Source organism: Streptomyces sp. NPDC058052 (assembly GCF_042885515.1).
In the GTDB taxonomy this organism is placed as follows: Bacteria; Actinomycetota; Actinomycetes; order Streptomycetales; family Streptomycetaceae; genus Streptomyces.
In genome coordinates this window covers 93,167-110,605 of record NZ_JBHVRX010000009.1, presented here as the reverse complement: position 1 = coordinate 110,605, position 17,439 = coordinate 93,167, and the positions used below count along the sequence as shown (strand labels likewise).

General features: G+C 73.5%; 21 protein-coding genes. 19 read left to right on the top strand and 2 right to left on the bottom strand.

The features are described 5' to 3' along the window. Nucleotides 1-111: 111 nt before the first annotated feature. Nucleotides 112-1,707: an oxidoreductase gene (locus tag ACFVU3_RS15260; RefSeq protein WP_390066367.1), complete on the bottom strand. Its 1,596-nt coding sequence runs from the start codon at nucleotides 1,705-1,707 to the stop codon at nucleotides 112-114. A 217-nt stretch (nucleotides 1,708-1,924) separates the two neighbouring features. Between ACFVU3_RS15260 and hisD the strand changes: the two genes are divergently transcribed. From hisD to ACFVU3_RS15210, 10 genes are all read left to right on the top strand, one after another. Next, entirely contained in the window at nucleotides 1,925-3,268 is a 1,344-nt protein-coding gene (hisD, locus tag ACFVU3_RS15255) for a histidinol dehydrogenase (RefSeq protein ID WP_390066366.1), read from the top strand. Next, the gene (locus ACFVU3_RS15250; RefSeq protein ID WP_390066365.1) at nucleotides 3,265-4,395 is read left to right on the top strand and encodes a histidinol-phosphate transaminase; all 1,131 of its coding nucleotides are present in this window, start codon (nucleotides 3,265-3,267) and stop codon (nucleotides 4,393-4,395) included. Before hisD ends, ACFVU3_RS15250 begins: the two co-directional genes overlap by 4 nt. Next, nucleotides 4,392-4,985, top strand: coding sequence for an imidazoleglycerol-phosphate dehydratase HisB (gene hisB / locus ACFVU3_RS15245; protein WP_030205445.1), 594 nt, complete (start codon nucleotides 4,392-4,394; stop codon nucleotides 4,983-4,985). Before ACFVU3_RS15250 ends, hisB begins: the two co-directional genes overlap by 4 nt. A gap of 2 nt (nucleotides 4,986-4,987) precedes the next feature. Further along, the gene (locus ACFVU3_RS15240) at nucleotides 4,988-5,152 is read left to right on the top strand and encodes a hypothetical protein (RefSeq protein WP_189850151.1); all 165 of its coding nucleotides are present in this window, start codon (nucleotides 4,988-4,990) and stop codon (nucleotides 5,150-5,152) included. Beyond that, nucleotides 5,149-5,796: an imidazole glycerol phosphate synthase subunit HisH gene (gene hisH, locus ACFVU3_RS15235; RefSeq protein WP_390066364.1), complete on the top strand. Its 648-nt coding sequence runs from the start codon at nucleotides 5,149-5,151 to the stop codon at nucleotides 5,794-5,796. The genes ACFVU3_RS15240 and hisH overlap by 4 nt, the downstream gene beginning before the upstream one ends. Nucleotides 5,797-5,798: 2 nt before the next feature. Continuing rightward, nucleotides 5,799-6,536 carry a bifunctional 1-(5-phosphoribosyl)-5-((5-phosphoribosylamino)methylideneamino)imidazole-4-carboxamide isomerase/phosphoribosylanthranilate isomerase PriA gene (gene priA / locus ACFVU3_RS15230; protein WP_390066363.1) on the top strand — a complete coding sequence of 246 codons (738 nt, stop codon included), beginning with the start codon at nucleotides 5,799-5,801 and terminating at the stop codon, nucleotides 6,534-6,536. Beyond that, a complete protein-coding gene (locus ACFVU3_RS15225) occupies nucleotides 6,533-6,931 on the top strand; it encodes a RidA family protein (protein WP_390066362.1) in 399 nt (132 codons plus the stop codon). The genes priA and ACFVU3_RS15225 overlap by 4 nt, the downstream gene beginning before the upstream one ends. After that, the gene (gene hisF, locus ACFVU3_RS15220; RefSeq protein WP_390066361.1) at nucleotides 6,928-7,683 is read left to right on the top strand and encodes an imidazole glycerol phosphate synthase subunit HisF; all 756 of its coding nucleotides are present in this window, start codon (nucleotides 6,928-6,930) and stop codon (nucleotides 7,681-7,683) included. Before ACFVU3_RS15225 ends, hisF begins: the two co-directional genes overlap by 4 nt. 129 nt (nucleotides 7,684-7,812) lie before the next feature. Then, nucleotides 7,813-8,400, top strand: a complete 588-nt coding sequence (locus ACFVU3_RS15215) for an ArsR/SmtB family transcription factor (protein ID WP_390066360.1) — start codon at nucleotides 7,813-7,815, stop codon at nucleotides 8,398-8,400. Further along, the gene (locus ACFVU3_RS15210; protein ID WP_390066359.1) at nucleotides 8,397-9,638 is read left to right on the top strand and encodes an MFS transporter; all 1,242 of its coding nucleotides are present in this window, start codon (nucleotides 8,397-8,399) and stop codon (nucleotides 9,636-9,638) included. The genes ACFVU3_RS15215 and ACFVU3_RS15210 overlap by 4 nt, the downstream gene beginning before the upstream one ends. A gap of 43 nt (nucleotides 9,639-9,681) precedes the next feature. Here the strand turns inward: ACFVU3_RS15210 and ACFVU3_RS15205 are convergent, their stop codons facing one another. Then, nucleotides 9,682-10,317 (bottom strand): TIGR03085 family metal-binding protein, encoded by a 636-nt coding sequence (locus ACFVU3_RS15205; RefSeq protein ID WP_390066358.1) that lies wholly within the window; start codon nucleotides 10,315-10,317, stop codon nucleotides 9,682-9,684. Between the two features lie 84 nt (nucleotides 10,318-10,401). On the opposite strand from ACFVU3_RS15205, the gene hisI reads away from it, so the two are divergent. The 9 genes from hisI (at nucleotide 10,402) to trpA (ending at nucleotide 17,385) form a co-directional block, all read left to right on the top strand. Continuing rightward, nucleotides 10,402-10,788: a phosphoribosyl-AMP cyclohydrolase gene (gene hisI / locus ACFVU3_RS15200; protein WP_390066357.1), complete on the top strand. Its 387-nt coding sequence runs from the start codon at nucleotides 10,402-10,404 to the stop codon at nucleotides 10,786-10,788. Nucleotides 10,789-10,799: 11 nt separating this feature from the next. Then, the gene (locus tag ACFVU3_RS15195; protein ID WP_390066356.1) at nucleotides 10,800-12,299 is read left to right on the top strand and encodes an anthranilate synthase component I; all 1,500 of its coding nucleotides are present in this window, start codon (nucleotides 10,800-10,802) and stop codon (nucleotides 12,297-12,299) included. Between the two features lie 6 nt (nucleotides 12,300-12,305). Next, entirely contained in the window at nucleotides 12,306-12,956 is a 651-nt protein-coding gene (locus ACFVU3_RS15190; protein WP_390066355.1) for a TIGR02234 family membrane protein, read from the top strand. A gap of 118 nt (nucleotides 12,957-13,074) precedes the next feature. Further along, nucleotides 13,075-13,329 carry an HGxxPAAW family protein gene (locus ACFVU3_RS15185; protein ID WP_390066354.1) on the top strand — a complete coding sequence of 85 codons (255 nt, stop codon included), beginning with the start codon at nucleotides 13,075-13,077 and terminating at the stop codon, nucleotides 13,327-13,329. A gap of 130 nt (nucleotides 13,330-13,459) precedes the next feature. Next, nucleotides 13,460-13,960, top strand: coding sequence for a DUF2752 domain-containing protein (locus ACFVU3_RS15180; protein WP_390066353.1), 501 nt, complete (start codon nucleotides 13,460-13,462; stop codon nucleotides 13,958-13,960). 131 nt (nucleotides 13,961-14,091) lie between these two features. After that, the gene (gene trpC, locus ACFVU3_RS15175; protein WP_390066352.1) at nucleotides 14,092-14,901 is read left to right on the top strand and encodes an indole-3-glycerol phosphate synthase TrpC; all 810 of its coding nucleotides are present in this window, start codon (nucleotides 14,092-14,094) and stop codon (nucleotides 14,899-14,901) included. Nucleotides 14,902-14,968: 67 nt separating this feature from the next. Continuing rightward, nucleotides 14,969-15,145, top strand: a complete 177-nt coding sequence (gene trpM / locus ACFVU3_RS15170) for a tryptophan biosynthesis modulator TrpM (protein ID WP_390066511.1) — start codon at nucleotides 14,969-14,971, stop codon at nucleotides 15,143-15,145. Nucleotides 15,146-15,328: 183 nt separating this feature from the next. Continuing rightward, nucleotides 15,329-16,567, top strand: coding sequence for a tryptophan synthase subunit beta (gene trpB, locus ACFVU3_RS15165; RefSeq protein WP_390066351.1), 1,239 nt, complete (start codon nucleotides 15,329-15,331; stop codon nucleotides 16,565-16,567). Further along, on the top strand, nucleotides 16,564-17,385 hold the full coding sequence (gene trpA, locus ACFVU3_RS15160; RefSeq protein WP_390066350.1) for a tryptophan synthase subunit alpha: 822 nt from the start codon (nucleotides 16,564-16,566) through the stop codon (nucleotides 17,383-17,385). Before trpB ends, trpA begins: the two co-directional genes overlap by 4 nt. Nucleotides 17,386-17,439: the final 54 nt, after the last annotated feature.

Sequence of the window (17,439 nt, the reverse complement as noted above, 5' to 3'; positions counted from 1 at the left end):
CCCACCGGGGGACCCTCCGGACGTGCCGTGAGGGCCTCCCTTCACCCGGATCTCACCCGGTCTCCCCCCGGTCGTCACGCACCTCGCACCCCGGGGGCGGGAACCCGTGCGTCACCCCCGCCGCAGCAGCCGGGTCGCGCCCGCCGCCACCGTCGTCGCCAGGATCCAGCCGAGCAGGATCAGCACCGCCGCCGCCCACTGCCAGCCGCCCTCCAGCCGCCAGTAGCCGTCCTGGCCGAGCGTGATCACCGGCAGCAGCAGGTCCAGGGCGTACAGCGTGCCGTTCCACGCCGGGCCCTCGCCCTCCTTGATCGGCACCGGCTCGTACCGGGAGAAGGCCAGCGTGCCCGCCGCCCACAGCACCGCCATCCACAGCGCCGCCCGGCCGGGCCGGTAGCCGTACGCCACCGTCCAGTCCTGCACGTACCCCCACAGCTTCCCGGCGATCGGCAGGGTCTCCCGTCTGCGCCGCTGCTTGGCGAGCAGCACCTCCCGGGCGTCCGCGTCCTCCCCGCTGTTGCGGAGCACGGTCGCCAGCCGCTCGTACGGCTCCGGCGCGTACTCCGGGGTCGCCGCCGCCACCCACTCGATCCGCCGGGCCAGCGGGAAGTGCCCGTACGGCACCAGGTTCTCGTAGACGAACCCGCTCATCGCGAGGCCGCCCGGGTCCGGCCAGCTGGTGGAGAGGTCGATCAGCGTCACCACCCGCGCCCCGTTCAGCACCACCCGGCCCTCCTCCGGGCGCTCCCCGTTGAACCGCAGCTCCGGGGTGACGATCCGGCGCAGCGACAGCTCCTCCCGGCGCGCCCCGCTCAGCAGGAAGCGGGCGTGGTTCAGGTCCACCGCGTCCCCGAACCGGCCGTCGTCCAGCCGCACCCCGCCGTGGAACTCGGCCGGCTTGCGGCGGGCGTCCTGGACCGGCGCCACGCCGTACGGCGGGGTCGCCGTGGAGCCGCCGCCGCCCTCGTACACCCAGGCCGCGTTGAGGTACAGCGTGCGCTCGACCGTCAGCTGCGGCGCGTTCAGCGCGCGGCGGCGCTGGGCCGCGCGCAGCACGCTGCCGCGCAGGCTGAGCGAGACCCCGACCTTCGCCCCGCGCAGACTGACCTCGCCGTGCGTCTCGATCAGCTCCGCCTGGACGTCCTGCGCCACCACCATGCCGTCCGCGGTGATCGCCCGGCCGCGCCCGTCCGGCCACACCTGGATCTGGTTGATCAGCAGGTCCGTGCCGATCTGGGCGTCCGTCAGCCGGATGCCCCGCCCCACCCGGCAGCGGGGCAGGTGCAGATCGCCCTCCGTGTGCAGCCGGGCCGCCTCCAGGCGGGGGAGCGCGCAGCCGACCATCCGCAGCGTCCCGAAACGGGCCTCGGGCAGCACCACCTCGCCGTCGAAGCGGCAGCCGTGCAGCTCCACGTACGGCGCTATGGACCCGCCCGCCAGGTCCAGCACGCCGGTGATCCGCACCCCGCGCAGCTTCAGCGCCGCCACCCGGCCCGACCGGGCCGTCGGCCCGTCGAGCAGCAGCGCCGCCACCACGTCGGCGCGCACGCTCCGCTCCGGCCCCCACGGCAGCTCCCCGAACGGGTCGTCCCGCTCCGGCACCCCCTCCGTCAGATCGCAGGTCCTGCCGATCCGGAACGCCTGCCACACGGCCCGCTCCGGGCCCGTGAGACCGTCCGGCATCCCGTCCTCGTGCGGCTCGGTCACTGCCGCCCCCTCGCTCTCCCCGATGCGCTCCCACCACTCCGCCGTCCGGGAGTCGTGGATTCGTACAGTCGTTCTTCCCGCACTGTGATGGGCTGAACGCTAACGGTCAGGAGTGGCGAGGAGACGCCACTGTGGCGCGTATCAACGTGCAGCAAGCCACGTATCAGCCAGTGATACGGACGTCCGGGGCCGGAGGGCCGTCTGCGAGAATTGACCCGTGATCTCTCGAATCGACCTGCGCGGCGAGACCCTCCCCGAGGGTTCCGCCCTGCGCGACCTGCTGCCCCGTGCCGAGTTCGACGTGGAAGCCGCCCTGGAGAAGGTGCGGCCGATCTGCGAGGACGTCCGGCATCATGGCGCGGCCGCGGTGATCGATTACGGGGAGAAGTTCGACGGCGTCCGCCTGGAGCGCCTGCGCGTCCCCGCCGACGCGCTCGCCCGCGCCCTCGACGAGCTCGACCCGGCCGTCCGCGCCGCCCTGGAGGAGTCCATCCGGCGCGCCCGCCTCGTCCACCGGGAGCAGCGCCGCACCACCCACACCACCCAGGTCGTGCCCGGCGGCACCGTCACCGAGAAGTGGATCCCCGTCGACCGCGTCGGCCTGTACGTGCCGGGCGGCCGCGCCGTCTACCCGTCCTCCGTCGTGATGAACGTCGTCCCGGCCCAGGAGGCGGGCGTCGAGGGCATCGCCGTCTCCTCCCCGCCGCAGAAGGACTTCGGCGGCCTTCCGCACCCGACGATCCTCGCCGCCTGCGCCCTCCTCGGCGTCGACGAGGTCTACGCCGCCGGCGGCGCCCAGGCCATCGCCATGTTCGCGTACGGCACCGGGTCCACCGCCGACGAGCCCGGCTGCGCCCCGGTCGACCTGGTCACCGGCCCCGGCAACATCTACGTCGCCGCCGCCAAGCGCCTCCTCAAGGGCCGCATCGGTATCGACGCCGAGGCCGGCCCGACCGAGATCGCGGTCCTCGCCGACGCCACCGCCGACCCCGTGCACGTCGCCGCCGACCTCATCAGCCAGGCCGAGCACGACCCGATGGCCGCCTCCGTCCTCGTCACCGACTCCGAGGAACTGGCCGGTGCCGTCGAGGCCGAGCTGAAGACGCAGGTCGCCGCCGCCAAGCACGTCGACGACCGGATCGCCCCGGCCCTGGCCGGCCGGCAGTCCGCGATCGTCCTCGTCACCGACCTGGAGGACGGCCTCGCGGTCGTCAACGCCTACGGCGCCGAGCACCTGGAGATCCAGACCGCCGACGCCGCCGCCCTCGCCGACCGGGTCCGCAACGCGGGCGCGGTCTTCGTCGGCCCCTGGGCGCCGGTCTCCCTCGGCGACTACTGCGCCGGCTCCAACCACGTCCTGCCCACCGGCGGCTGCGCCTGCCACTCCTCGGGCCTCTCCGTGCAGTCCTTCCTGCGCGGCGTGCACATCGTGGACTACACGCGCGACGCGCTGGCCGACGTGGCCCACCACGTGGTCACCCTCGCCGAGGCCGAGGACCTCCCGGCCCACGGCGCCGCGATCAAGGCCAGGTTCGGCTGGAAGGTGCCCGAGAACAAGTGAACGCGTACGACAAGATCGGAATCGACGACCTGCCGATCCGGGAGGAGCTGAAGGGCCAGTCGCCCTACGGCGCCCCGCAGCTCGACGTCCCCGTCCAGCTGAACACCAACGAGAACCCCTACCCGCTGCCCGAGCCCCTGGTGGCCCGGATCGCGGAGCGGGTCGCCGAGGCCGCCCGCGGCCTCAACCGCTACCCCGACCGGGACGCGGTGGAGCTCCGCACCGAGCTGGCCCGCTACCTCACCCGCACCGGCGGCCACCCGGTCGCCCGGGAGAACGTGTGGGCCGCCAACGGCTCCAACGAGGTCCTCCAGCAGCTGCTCCAGACCTTCGGCGGACCCGGCCGCACGGCCATCGGCTTCGAGCCCTCGTACTCGATGCACGCCCTGATCGCCCGCGGCACCGGCACCGGCTGGATCTCCGGCCCGCGCAACGAGGACTTCACCATCGACGTCGACGCCGCCGAGGCGGCCGTCGCGGAGCACGCGCCCGACGTCGTCTTCGTCACCTCGCCCAACAACCCCACGGGCACCGCCGTCGAGGCGGAGGTCGTGGAGCGGCTGTACGAGGCCGCCCAGGCCGCCAAGCCCTCGCTGGTCGTGGTGGACGAGGCGTACGTGGAGTTCAGCCACCGGGACTCGCTGCTGCCCCTCCTGGAGGGCCGGCCGCACCTGGTGGTCTCCCGGACCATGTCCAAGGCGTTCGGCGCCGCCGGACTCCGCCTCGGCTACCTCGCCGCCCACCCGGCCGTGGTCGACGCCGTGCAGCTGGTCCGCCTCCCGTACCACCTCTCCGCCGTCACCCAGGCCACCGCGCTCGCCGCCCTGGAGCACACCGACACCCTCCTCGGGTACGTCGAGCAGCTCAAGGCCGAGCGCGACCGCCTCGTCGCCGAGCTGCGCGCGGCCGGCTACGAGGTCACCGAGTCCGACGCCAACTTCGTCCAGTTCGGACGCTTCGACGGAGCCGAGGGCTCCCACGAGGCATGGCGGAAGATCCTCGACCGGGGCGTCCTGGTCAGGGACAACGGCGTACCGGGCTGGCTGCGGGTCACCGCCGGCACCCCCGAAGAGAACGACGCGTTCCTCGACGCGGTTCGTGAGCTGAAGAAGGAGCAGGACGCATGAGCCGCGTAGGCCGCGTTGAGCGCACCACCAAGGAGACCTCCGTCGTCGTCGAGATCGACCTCGACGGCACCGGAAAGGTCGACGTGTCGACCGGGGTCGGCTTCTACGACCACATGCTGGACCAGCTCGGCCGGCACGGTCTGTTCGACCTGACCGTGAAGACCGACGGCGACCTCCACATCGACTCGCACCACACCATCGAGGACACCGCCCTCGCCCTCGGCGCCGCCTTCAAGCAGGCCCTCGGCGACAAGGTCGGCATCTACCGCTTCGGCAACTGCACGGTCCCGCTGGACGAGTCCCTCGCCCAGGTCACCGTGGACCTCTCCGGCCGCCCCTACCTGGTGCACACCGAGCCGGAGAACATGGCGCCGATGATCGGCTCGTACGACACCACCATGACGCGCCACATCTTCGAGTCCTTCGTGGCCCAGGCGCAGATCGCGCTCCACATCCACGTGCCGTACGGGCGCAACGCCCACCACATCGTGGAGTGCCAGTTCAAGGCGCTCGCCCGCGCCCTGCGCTACGCCTCCGAGCGCGATCCGCGCGCCGCCGGAATCCTCCCGTCCACGAAGGGCGCGCTGTAACCGTGACCGGTCTCTCCACCATCCTGATCGTCGTCGGGCTCTTCCTGCTCGGCGGCATCTACTCCTTCGTCAAGCAGCAGATGCCCAAGGGCCTCATCGTGCTGCTCTCCGTCGGCGCCGCCATGTGCCTCGCCGCCGGCGTGCTGCGACTGGACGTGTGGTCATGACGACGAGCACCCCCAAGAAGGTCGTCGTCTTCGACTACGGCTTCGGCAACGTGCGCTCCGCCGAGCGCGCGCTCGCGCGGGTCGGCGCGGACGTCGAGATCACCCGCGACTACGAGAAGGCGATGAACGCCGACGGACTCCTCGTCCCCGGCGTCGGCGCCTTCTCCGCCTGCATGCAGGGGCTCAAGGAGGCCCGCGGCGACTGGATCGTCGGCCGCCGGCTCTCCGGCGGCCGCCCCGTCATGGGCATCTGCGTCGGCATGCAGATCCTCTTCGAGCGCGGCATCGAGCACGGCGTCGAGACCGAGGGCCTGGACGAGTGGCCCGGCACGGTCGAGCCGCTGAACGCCCCCGTCGTCCCCCACATGGGCTGGAACACGGTCGACGCGCCCGCCGGCACGGAGCTCTTCGCGGGCCTGGACACCGACGCCCGGTTCTACTTCGTGCACTCCTACGCGGTGCGCGAGTGGACCCTGGAGGTCGGCAACCCCAACATCCGCGCCCCCAAGGTCACCTGGGCCACCCACGGCGAGCCCTTCGTCGCCGCCGTGGAGAACGGGGCCCTGTGGGCCACGCAGTTCCACCCCGAGAAGTCCGGCGACGCCGGAGCCCAGCTCCTCACCAACTGGATCGGAACCCTGTGACTGTGCCGTCTAGCAGCGTGCTCGAACTCCTCCCCGCCGTCGACGTCCGCGACGGCCAGGCCGTCCGCCTCGTCCACGGCGAGTCCGGCACCGAGACCTCCTACGGCTCCCCGCTGGAGGCCGCCCTCTCCTGGCAGCGCTCCGGCGCCGAGTGGCTCCACCTCGTCGACCTGGACGCCGCCTTCGGCACCGGCGACAACCGCGAGCTGGTCCGCCAGGTGACCGAGGCCATGGACATCAAGGTCGAGCTCTCCGGCGGCATCCGCGACGACGCCTCGCTCGCCGCCGCCCTCGCCACCGGCTGCACCCGCGTCAACCTCGGCACCGCCGCCCTGGAGAGCCCCGAGTGGGTCGCCAAGGTCATCGCCGAGTACGGCGACAGGATCGCCGTCGGCCTCGACGTGCGCGGCACCACCCTCAAGGGCCGCGGCTGGACCCGTGACGGCGGCGACCTCTACGAGACGCTCGCCCGCCTCGACTCCGAGGGCTGCGCCCGGTACGTCGTCACCGACATCGGCCGCGACGGCACCCTCACCGGTCCCAACGTCGAGCTGCTGAAGAACGTCTGCGCGGCCACCGACAAGCCCGTCGTCGCCTCCGGCGGCGTCTCCTCCCTGGACGACCTGCGGGCCCTGGCCGGCCTCACCCGCCTGGGCGTCGAGGGCGCGATCGTCGGCAAGGCGCTCTACGCCGAGGCGTTCACCCTGGAGGACGCCCTGCGGGCGGTGGCGTCGGCATGACCGGGGCCGTGCGCAAGGTCGTCACCGGAGCCCCCTGGGAGGAGCAGTTCGGCTACTCCCGCGCGGTCGAGCTGCCCAACGGCACCGTCCTCGTCTCCGGCTGCACCTCGGTGGTCGGCGGCCAGATCGCCGACGGCGGCCCCTACGAGCAGACGCGCAACTCCTTCGACGTCGCCTTCGGCGCGCTGAAGCAGCTCGGCCTCGGCCCCGAGGACGTCGTCCGCACCCGCATGTACCTCACCCACGCGCGGGACGTGGACGAGGTGGGCCGCGCCCACAAGGAACTGTTCGACGCGGTCCGCCCGGCCGCCTCGATGATCATCGTCTCCGGCTTCGTCGACCCCCGTCTGGTCGTCGAGGTCGAGGTCGAGGCGTACAGGAGTGATGCGGCATGAGCCTCGCCGTACGAGTGATCCCCTGCCTGGACGTGGACAACGGCCGGGTCGTGAAGGGCGTCAACTTCCAGAACCTGCGCGATGCCGGCGACCCGGTCGAGATGGCCAAGCTGTACGACGCCGAGGGCGCCGACGAGCTGACCTTCCTCGACATCACCGCCTCCTCCGGCAACCGGGAGACCACCTACGACGTGGTGCGCCGCACCGCCGAGCAGGTCTTCATCCCGCTCACCGTCGGCGGCGGCGTCCGCTCGGCGGACGACGTGGACAAGCTGCTGCGGGCCGGTGCGGACAAGGTGGGCGTCAACACGGCCGCCATCGCCCGCCCCGAGCTGATCCAGGAGATCGCCGAGCGCTTCGGCCGCCAGGTCCTCGTCCTGTCCGTGGACGCGCGCCGCACGCCCTCCGGCTCCTTCGAGGTGACGACGCACGGCGGCCGCAAGGGCACCGGCATCGACGCCGTCGAGTGGGCGCACCGGGCCGCGGAGCTGGGCGCGGGGGAGATCCTGCTCAACTCGATGGACGCGGACGGCACCAAGGACGGCTACGACACCGAGATGATCGCGGCCGTGCGCCGGCACGTGACCGTGCCGGTGATCGCCTCCGGCGGCGCCGGCAAGCTCGCGGACTTCGCTCCGGCCGTCGAGGCGGGCGCGGACGCGGTGCTCGCGGCCTCCGTCTTCCACTTCGGCGATCTGCGGATCGGCGAGGTCAAGGGCGCGCTGCGGGAAGCGGGCCGCGAGGTCCGCTGAGGCGGCGTTCCGCTTCGGGACATCTGACGGGAAGGGCCCCCGCGGGGGCCCTTTTCGCCGCCCCGATGCGCAGGATTATTTGCGCAATCTTCATTGCGCAAGGTTTCTTTCGCATCTACGGTCGTGTTCATGACCTCACCGGAGAACCGCCGGATCACCGACCTCGGCACCCTCAAGGCCCTCGCGCACCCGCTGCGCATGCGCCTCTACCGGAACCTCTTCGTCGCCCGCACCGCCACCGCGTCCCAGCTCGCCGAGCAGGTCGACGAGGCCGTCTCCCTCGTCAGCTACCACCTGCGCAAGCTCGCCGAGCACGGCCTCATCGAGGAGGCCGAGACCCGGTCCGGCGACGGACGCGAGCGCTGGTGGCAGCCCTCCTCGTACGGCGTCACCATCCGCGACGAGGACGTCCGCGACAGCCCCGAACTGGCCGCCGCGAGCGACGCCGTCGGCCGCACCATCAACGAGCAGCGCTCCGCCCTCCACCGCCGCTTCCTCGACGAGCGCCTCACCTGGTCCGACGCCTGGCGCTCCGCCTCGATCAGCTCCGAGTGGCTGCCGCGCCTCACCGCCGCCGAACTCGCCGCGCTCAACGAGGAACTGGGCGCCGTCTGCGAGAAGTACGACCGGATCGCCCGCGCCGCCGAGGCCGCCGGCGACACCGAGGGCCGCGAGAACGTCGCCGTCCACCTCCACGGCTTCCCCTACCGCCCATGACCACGCTCACCGGGACCCCCGCCCGCCCCGCCCACCGCAGCCCCCAGGTCCTGCGCTGGCTCGGCGCCTACACCGCCTCCACCCTCGGCGACAGCGTCTACCACCTCGCCCTCTCCTGGACCGCCGTCACCAGCGGCACCCCCGCCCAGGCCGGACTCGTCATGGCCGTCGCCGCCGTCCCCCGCGCCCTGCTCATGCTCTTCGGGGGAGTGATCGCCGACCGCCTCGGCCCGCGCCGCGTCGTCATCGCCTCCGACGCCGTCCGCTGCCTCGTCACCTTCGGCCTCGCCGCGGTCCTGCTCCTCGCCTCGCCGGGCCTGTGGGCCCTCGCCGCCGTCGCCCTCGTCTTCGGCACCGTCGACGCCGTCTTCCTGCCGGCCGTCGGCGCCCTGCCGCCCCGGATCGCCGAGCGCGACCAGCTCGCCCGCGTCCAGGGCATGCGCGGCCTCGCCCACCGCATGGGCTCCGTCCTCGGCGCCCCGCTCGGCGGCCTCGCCATCGCCGTCGGCGGCACCGCCACCGCCTTCGGCGCCGCCGGCGTCCTCTTCGCGCTCTCCCTGCCCCTGCTCGCCGCGCTCCGGCTCGGCCCGCTGCCCCGGGAGGACGAGAAGCGCGGCGGCACCGCCCTGCGCGACCTCGCCGACGGCCTGCGCTACCTCCGCGGCCACCGGGTGCTCGGCCCCCTGATGATCGTCGTGCTCCTCAGCGACCTCGGCTTCACCGGTCCGCTCAACGTCGGCCTCGCCGTCCTCTCCGAGCAGCGCGGCTGGGGCGCCTCCGGCATCGGCTGGGTCCTCGCCGGCTTCGGCGTGGGCGCGGGCGGCGCCTCCCTGCTGCTCACCGTCAAGGGCCGGATCTCCCGCACCGGCGTCGTCATGGGCTGGACGATGGTGCTGGGCGCCGTCTCGATCGGGGCGCTCGCCTTCCTCCCCCAGCTCGCCCCCGCGGTCCTCGTGGCCCTCTCCATCGGCCTGCTCGCGGGCCTCTCCGGAGCCCTCTGCAACGCCCTGATCCAGACCGAGTGCGACCCCGCGTACCTCGGCCGGGTGAGCGCCGTCGCCGGTCTCGGCAGCCTCGGCATCGCCCCGCTGAGCTACCCGCTCACCGGCACCGCCATCGGCCTGTGGGGCACCGGCCCGGTCTTCGTGGTCAGCGCCGCGGTCTGCGCCCTCTCCGGCGTGTACGCCCTCGCGGTCCGCGCGGTCCGCCGCGCCGAACTCCCGGCGAACCCGTCCTGAGCAGCCCCCGGGCCGGGCTCCGGCCCGATCCGGAAGAAGCGGCCTAGATCCCCAGCTGCTTGGTCGTGTTCAGCAGTTCGATGGCGTCCGGCTCGCCCTCCAGGCCCACCTTCGCCACCTCCGTCCGCCCGTACAGGTACATCGTCAGCTCGCCCGGCTCCCCGGAGACCGTCACGACCGGGGTGCCGCGGTGGGCGACCACCGTCTGCCCGTTCGGGCGGCGCAGCACCAGGCCCACCGGCGCCTTCCGGCCCAGCAGCCGGGCGCCCTTCTCCAGCCGGGACCACAGGGCGTCCGAGAAGACCGGGTCCAGCTCCCGCGCCGACCAGCCGGGCTGCGCCCGCCGGACGTCCTCCGCGTGGACGTAGAACTCGACGACGTTCGCACCCTCGTCCACCTGCTTGATCGTGAACGGGGAGAAGCGCGGCGGACCCGTGCGGACGAGCTGGACCAGCTCCTCGTACGGCTTCGCCGCGAACTCGTCCTGCACCCGCTGGAGCCGCTCCTTCAGCGCCGGGACGAGCGTCCCGGCCGCCGCGTCCGGCCGCCGCTCCCGCACCACCACGTGCGCGGCGAGGTCCCGGGTCCGCCAGCCCTCGCACAGCGTCGGGGCGTCCGGGCCCGCGGCCTCCAACAGATCAGCGAGCAGTAGCCGTTCACGTTTGGCATGGGTCGACATGACCGCCAGCGTACGGCGGCGCCGCGCCGTCCGCCCAGTGGACGCCCCGCCGGACACGCCTCCGCGTCACGGCACAATGGCGGCATGAGCAGCACGCCCCGGACCCCCAGCGACCTCGACCCGGCCATCGCCGCCCGCCTCAAGCGCAGCACCGACGGCCTGGTCCCCGCCATCGCCCAGCAGTACGACACCGGTGAGGTGCTCATGCTCGGCTGGATGGACGACGAGGCCCTGCACCGCACCCTCACCACCGGCCGCTGCACCTACTGGTCCCGCAGCCGGAACGAGTACTGGGTCAAGGGCGACACCTCCGGGCACGTCCAGCACGTCAGGTCGGTCGCCCTCGACTGCGACGCCGACACCCTCCTCGTCCAGGTCGACCAGGTCGGCGCCGCCTGCCACACCGGCGCCCGCACCTGCTTCGACGCCGACGTGCTGCTGCCCGCCGCCGGGCTCCCGGCATCCGAGTAGGGTCTGGCGCCATGGATCTCGAGACCTTCCGCAAGCTGGCGGCCGACCGCCGCGTCATCCCCGTCAGCCGCAGGCTCCTCGCGGACGGCGACACCCCGGTCGGGCTCTACCGCAAGCTCGCCGCCGAACGCCCCGGCACCTTCCTCCTCGAATCCGCGGAGAACGGCCGCAGCTGGTCCCGCTACTCCTTCATCGGCGTCCGCAGCGACGCCACCCTCACCGTGAAGGACGGCGAGGCCCACTGGCTCGGCACCCCGCCCGTCGGCGTCCCCGTCGACGGCGACCCGCTCGCCGCCCTGCGCGCCACCGTCGAGACCCTCCACACCCCCCGCGACCTCGCGGGCGGACTGCCCCCGTTCACCGGCGGCATGGTCGGCTACCTCGGCTACGACATCGTCCGCCGCCTGGAGCGGATCGGGGACTCCACCCGCGACGACCTGCGGCTCCCCGAGCTCACCATGCTCCTCACCAGCGACCTCGCCGTCCTCGACCACTGGGACGGCTCGGTCCTCCTGATCGCCAACGCGATCAACCACAACGACCTGGAGACCGGCGTCGACGAGGCGTACGCGGACGCCGTCGCCCGCCTCGACGCGATGGAGGCCGACCTGGCCCGCCCGGTCGCCACCACCCCCGTCGCCCTCCCCGCCTCCGAGCTGCCCGAGTACTCCGCCCTCTGGGGCGGCCCCGCCTACCAGGACGCCGTCGAGGACATCAAGGAGCGCATCCGGGCCGGCGAGGCGTTCCAGGTCGTCCCCTCGCAGCGCTTCGAGACCCCCTGCACCGCCTCCGCCCTCGACGTCTACCGGGTGCTGCGGGCCACCAACCCGTCGCCGTACATGTACCTCTTCCGCTTCGAGAACGGCTTCGACGTCGTCGGCTCCAGCCCCGAGGCCCTCGTCAAGGTCGAGGACGGGCGGGCGATGGTCCACCCCATCGCCGGCACCCGGCACCGCGGCGCCACCCCGCAGGAGGACCACGACCTCGCCGAGGAGCTGCTGGCCGACCCCAAGGAGCGCGCCGAGCACCTCATGCTCGTCGACCTCGGCCGCAACGACCTCGGCCGGGTCTGCGCCCCCGGCTCCGTCGAGGTCGTCGACTTCATGTCGATCGAGCGGTACTCCCACGTCATGCACATCGTCTCCACCGTCACCGGCCGGGTCGCCGAGGGGCGCACCGCCTTCGACGTCCTCACCGCCTGCTTCCCCGCCGGCACCCTCTCCGGCGCGCCCAAGCCGCGCGCGATGCAGATCATCGAGGAGCTGGAGCCCTCCCGGCGCGGCCTGTACGGCGGGTGTGTCGGGTATCTCGACTTCGCCGGCGACTCCGACACCGCCATCGCGATCCGCACCGCGCTGCTCCGCGACGGCACCGCGTACGTCCAGGCCGGAGCGGGTGTCGTCGCCGACTCCGACCCGGTCGCCGAGGACGCCGAGTGCCGCAACAAGGCCGCCGCCGTCCTCCGCGCCGTACACACCGCCAACCGGATGAAAGGTTCATCGCAGCCGTAGGGGATAGTGGGGTACGTGAGCGCCGTACCCGTACCCCAGCCCCGAGCCGCCCGCGCGGCCGTCACCTCCGGCGGCCGGCGGAGCCTCGCCGTCGCCCTGCTCCTCGGTGCCCTCGGGGCCACCGTCGTACTGCTCTCCGCCGGCCAGATCTGGGCCGAGGGCACCGCGTCGGTCGCCGGGGGCAGCGTCCCCGTCGAGGCCGACGGCGGCACCGTCACCGGCGTCCCGACCGCCCTCGCGATCGTCGGCCTCGCCGCCCTCGTCGCCGTCTTCGCCGTCCGCCGCACCGGCCGCACCCTCGTCGCCGCGCTCCTCGCGCTCAGTGGCGCCGGCGCCGCCCTGGCCGCCTTCCTGGGCGCCTCCGACAGCGCCGCCCTCGACGCCGAGGCCGCCCGGATCAGCGGCGACACCGCCGCCGCCGTCGCCGGGCTCACCCATACGGCCTGGCCCTACGTCGCCGCCGCCGGTGCCGTGCTCATCCTCGTCGCCGGCCTCTTCGCCCTGCGCTACGGCAAGAGCTGGCCCGCGATGGGCGGCCGCTACGAGCGCGCCGGAGCGCCCCGCGCGGCGCGCCGTCCCGCCGCGGGCGACCCCGACCGGCCCGAGGACCTGTGGAAGGCGCTCGACCGCGGCGAGGACCCGACGCACGACGCGTGATCGTCCAGGACCCCCCGAGTCACCTCCGCGGGGTCATGTGCGGAAGAATGACGCCGTCATCACATGACGACCGTCGTCTTCGACGTCACCACCGAGCAACATCTACGAGGAGCAACTCATGGCGGGCAGCGCCCACGGACACACCCCGGCCGCCTGGACCGGTGTCATCATCTCCTTCATCGGCTTCTGCATCGCCGGAGTCTTCATGGTGGCGGCGAACATCCCCGGCTTCTGGGCCGGTGTCGGCGTCATCCTCCTCGGCGGCGTCGTCGGCGGTGCCATGAAGGTCGCCGGCCTCGGCATGCCGAAGGAGTCCCAGGACGTCGCCGCGGCCCGCGAGACCGCGACCGCCGCGGCCCGGGCCCGCGCCTGACCCCCAGGGTCCGGTCCTGAGGTCCGCCGTGTGACACGCGCGGACCCGAGCATCACCCGAACGGCGCAGTCCGGCACGTCCGGACTGCGCCGTCGTGCGTCCCGGGGGCGTGCCGGGCGACAATCGCCGCGTGACCGCCGAGCCCACGCCGCAGCCCCCCGCGCCCGCCGAGCCGTACGCCCCCGGGCTCCGGGAGGCCGAGGAGTTCCGGGAGGCCGAGGAGTTCCGGCGCCGCCCGCTCCGCCGGCGGCTGCTCGCCCCGCTCGCCACCCTCGCCGGCACCGGCGCCGCCTTCGCGTACGTCGGCGCCGTCGACCCCAACGAACCCGGCCACTACCCGGTCTGCCCGCTGCTCCGCTTCACCGGCCTGTACTGCCCCGGCTGCGGCGGCCTGCGCAGCGCCCACGCCGTCGCCCACGGCGACCTCGCGACCGCGCTCGGTGCCAACGCCCTGGCCGTCGCCGGCTACGCCGTCTGTGCGGTCCTCATGGCGGTGTGGCTCATTCACGCCGTCCGCGGCAGGCCGACCCGGATCGCCCCGAAGCCCGCCTGGTGGTGGGCGATCGGGGCGCTGACCGCCCTTTTCGCGGTGATCCGGAACCTTCCGTTCGGCTCCGCGCTGGCTCCCTGAAGTCCCAGCTGTTGGGACACCGCGCCGCTCGATGCGGAGCAGAGGGTCACCTGCGGATACCATCGGACATGGCTGAACCGTGTTCATCAGGTTCCGTGGAACCGTCACCGTCCCGGAAGGGGGCCTCTCGCGTGAGTGTGCTCGACGAGATCATCGAAGGCGTGCGCGCCGACCTCGCAGAGCGGCAGGCGCGGGTCTCCCTCGACGAGCTCAAGGACCGGGCCGCCAAGGCCCCGCAGGCCAAGGACGGGGTCGCCGCGCTGCGCGGCGAGGGCGTCACCGTGATCTGCGAGGTCAAGCGGTCCAGCCCGTCCAAGGGAGCGCTCGCGGCCATCGCCGACCCGGCGGGACTCGCCGCCGACTACGAGGCGGGCGGCGCCGCCGTCATCTCCGTCCTCACCGAGCAGCGCCGGTTCGGCGGCTCGCTCGCCGACCTGGAGGCCGTGCGCGCCCGGGTGGACATCCCGGTCCTGCGCAAGGACTTCATCGTCACCGCCTACCAGCTCTGGGAGGCCCGGGCGTACGGAGCGGATCTCGCGCTCCTCATCGTCGCGGCCCTGGAGCAGGAGGCCCTCGTCTCCCTCATCGAGCGCGCCGAGTCCATCGGGCTCACCCCGCTCGTCGAGGTCCACGACGAGGAGGAGGTCGAGCGCGCGGTCGACGCCGGCGCCCGGATCATCGGCGTCAACGCCCGCAACCTCAAGACCCTCCAGGTCGACCGCTCCACCTTCGAGCGCGTCGCCCCGGAGATCCCGGCGGGCATCGTCAAGGTCGCCGAGTCCGGCGTCCGCGGCCCGCACGACCTCATCGCCTACGCCAACGCCGGCGCCGACGCGGTGCTCGTCGGCGAGTCCCTGGTCACCGGCCGTGACCCGAAGACCGCCGTCGCCGACCTCGTCGCCGCCGGCGCGCACCCCGCCCTGCGGCACGGCCGGAGCTGACCCGGCCGTGACCCCTCGCCGCGCCGTGCCGACCGCCCCGGGCTCCGCAGCCCAGGGGCCCGTCGGCCTGCGCGTGGTGTCCGTGGCCGTCCACGCCCGGCTGGCCCGGGGCTGCCGGCCCCGCGGGTGCCGAGCGCCGGCCCGCCGTGTCCACGGCCGCCGGGTCCGCCACTGCATCGGCTCCGAGCCGGGCACGGTCCCCGGCATGCGATGGCGCCCCCGCGACACGCGCGCGACCTCCTGACGGCCCCCTCATGGGTCGCACCCGGCGCCCCGTGCCCAGGCTTCCGGGCCTGACCCCGCATCCGCCGTACGGCTCCGTACCGGCGCGGGAGCGGAGGCTCCCGGCGGCGGCACCGCCACGCGCGCGTACGAAGCGAGTCACGTCCTTCACCGACCGCATCGCCCCGCGAGGAGCACCATCCGCATGACCAGCGAGTTCTTCATCCCGGACCCGGAGGGCCAGGTCCCGTCCCCCGAGGGCTACTTCGGCGCCTTCGGCGGCAAGTTCATCCCCGAGGCCCTCGTCGCCGCCGTCGACGAGGTCGCCGTCGAGTACGAGAAGGCCAAGAACGACCCCGAGTTCGCCCGCGAGCTCGGCGACCTGATGGCCAACTACACCGGCCGTCCCAGCGCGCTCACCGAGGTGCCCCGGTTCGCCGAGCACGCCGGCGGCGCCCGGATCTTCCTCAAGCGCGAGGACCTGAACCACACCGGCTCGCACAAGATCAACAACGTGCTCGGCCAGGCCCTGCTCACCAAGCGCATGGGCAAGACCCGCGTCATCGCCGAGACCGGCGCCGGCCAGCACGGCGTCGCCACCGCCACCGCCTGCGCCCTCTTCGGCCTCGACTGCACCATCTACATGGGCGAGGTCGACACCCAGCGCCAGGCGCTCAACGTGGCCCGGATGCGGATGCTCGGCGCCGAGGTCGTCGCCGTGAAGTCCGGCAGCCGCACCCTCAAGGACGCCATCAACGAGGCGTTCCGCGACTGGGTCGCCAACGTCGACCGCACCCACTACCTCTTCGGCACGGTCGCAGGCCCGCACCCCTTCCCGGCGATGGTCCGGGACTTCCACCGGGTCATCGGCGTCGAGGCCCGCCGCCAGCTCCTGGAGCGCGCCGGACGCCTCCCCGACGCGGCCGTCGCCTGCGTCGGCGGCGGCTCCAACGCCATCGGCCTCTTCCACGCCTTCCTGCCCGACGCCTCGGTCCGGCTCATCGGCTGCGAACCGGCCGGCCACGGCGTCGAGACCGGCGAGCACGCGGCCACCCTCACCGCCGGCGAGCCCGGCATCCTGCACGGCTCGCGCAGCTACGTCCTCCAGGACGACGAGGGCCAGATCACCGAGCCGTACTCGATCTCGGCGGGCCTCGACTACCCGGGCATCGGCCCGGAGCACGCGTACCTCAAGGACAGCGGGCGCGGCGAGTACCGGGCCGTCACCGACGACGCCGCCATGCAGGCGCTGCGGCTGCTCTCCCGCACCGAGGGCATCATCCCGGCCATCGAGTCGGCGCACGCCCTCGCCGGTGCCCTGGAGGTCGGCAAGGAGCTCGGCAAGGACGCGCTCCTCCTCGTCAACCTCTCCGGCCGCGGCGACAAGGACATGGACACGGCCGCGCGCTACTTCGGCCTGTACGACGGGGAGGGGTCGAAGTGACCACCGGAAACATCCAGCTGCTCGCCGACACCCTGGAGCGCGCCAAGGCCGAGGACCGGGCCGCGCTCATCGCGTACCTCCCGGCGGGCTTCCCGACCGTGGACGGCGGCATCAAGGCCATCAAGGCCGTCTTCGACGGCGGCGCCGACGTCGTCGAGGTGGGCCTCCCGCACAGCGACCCGGTCCTGGACGGCCCCGTCATCCAGACCGCCGACGACATCGCCCTGCGCGGCGGCGTCAGGATCGCCGACGTCATGCGGACGGTGAAGGAGGCCCACGAGGCCACCGGCAAGCCGGTCCTCGTCATGACCTACTGGAACCCCATCGACCGGTACGGCGTCGAGCGCTTCGTCCGGGAGCTGGCCGAGGCCGGCGGCGCGGGCTGCATCCTGCCCGACCTTCCGGTCCAGGAGTCCGCGCAGTGGCGGAAGCACGCCGACGAGCACGGCATCGCCACCGTCTTCGTCGTCGCCCCCAGCAGCAAGGACGAGCGGCTCGCCACCATCACCGAGGCGGGCTCCGGCTTCGTCTACGCCGCCTCCCTCATGGGCGTCACCGGCACCCGCGCGTCGGTCGGCGAGCAGGCCGCCGACCTGGTCCGGCGGACTCGCGTGACCTCGAAGATCCCGGTCTGCGTCGGCCTCGGCGTCTCCAACGCCGTCCAGGCCCGCGAGGTCGCCGCCTTCGCCGACGGCGTCATCGTCGGCTCGGCCTTCGTCCAGCGGATCCTCGACGCCGACGGCGACGAGGCCGCCGGGCTCGCCGCCGTAAAGGAACTGGCGGCCGAACTCGCGGAGGGCGTGCGCCGCACCTCCTGACCAGACGTAGTCCATTCGGGTGGATATCGGACCGGGGAGGCGCGGACGCGCCTC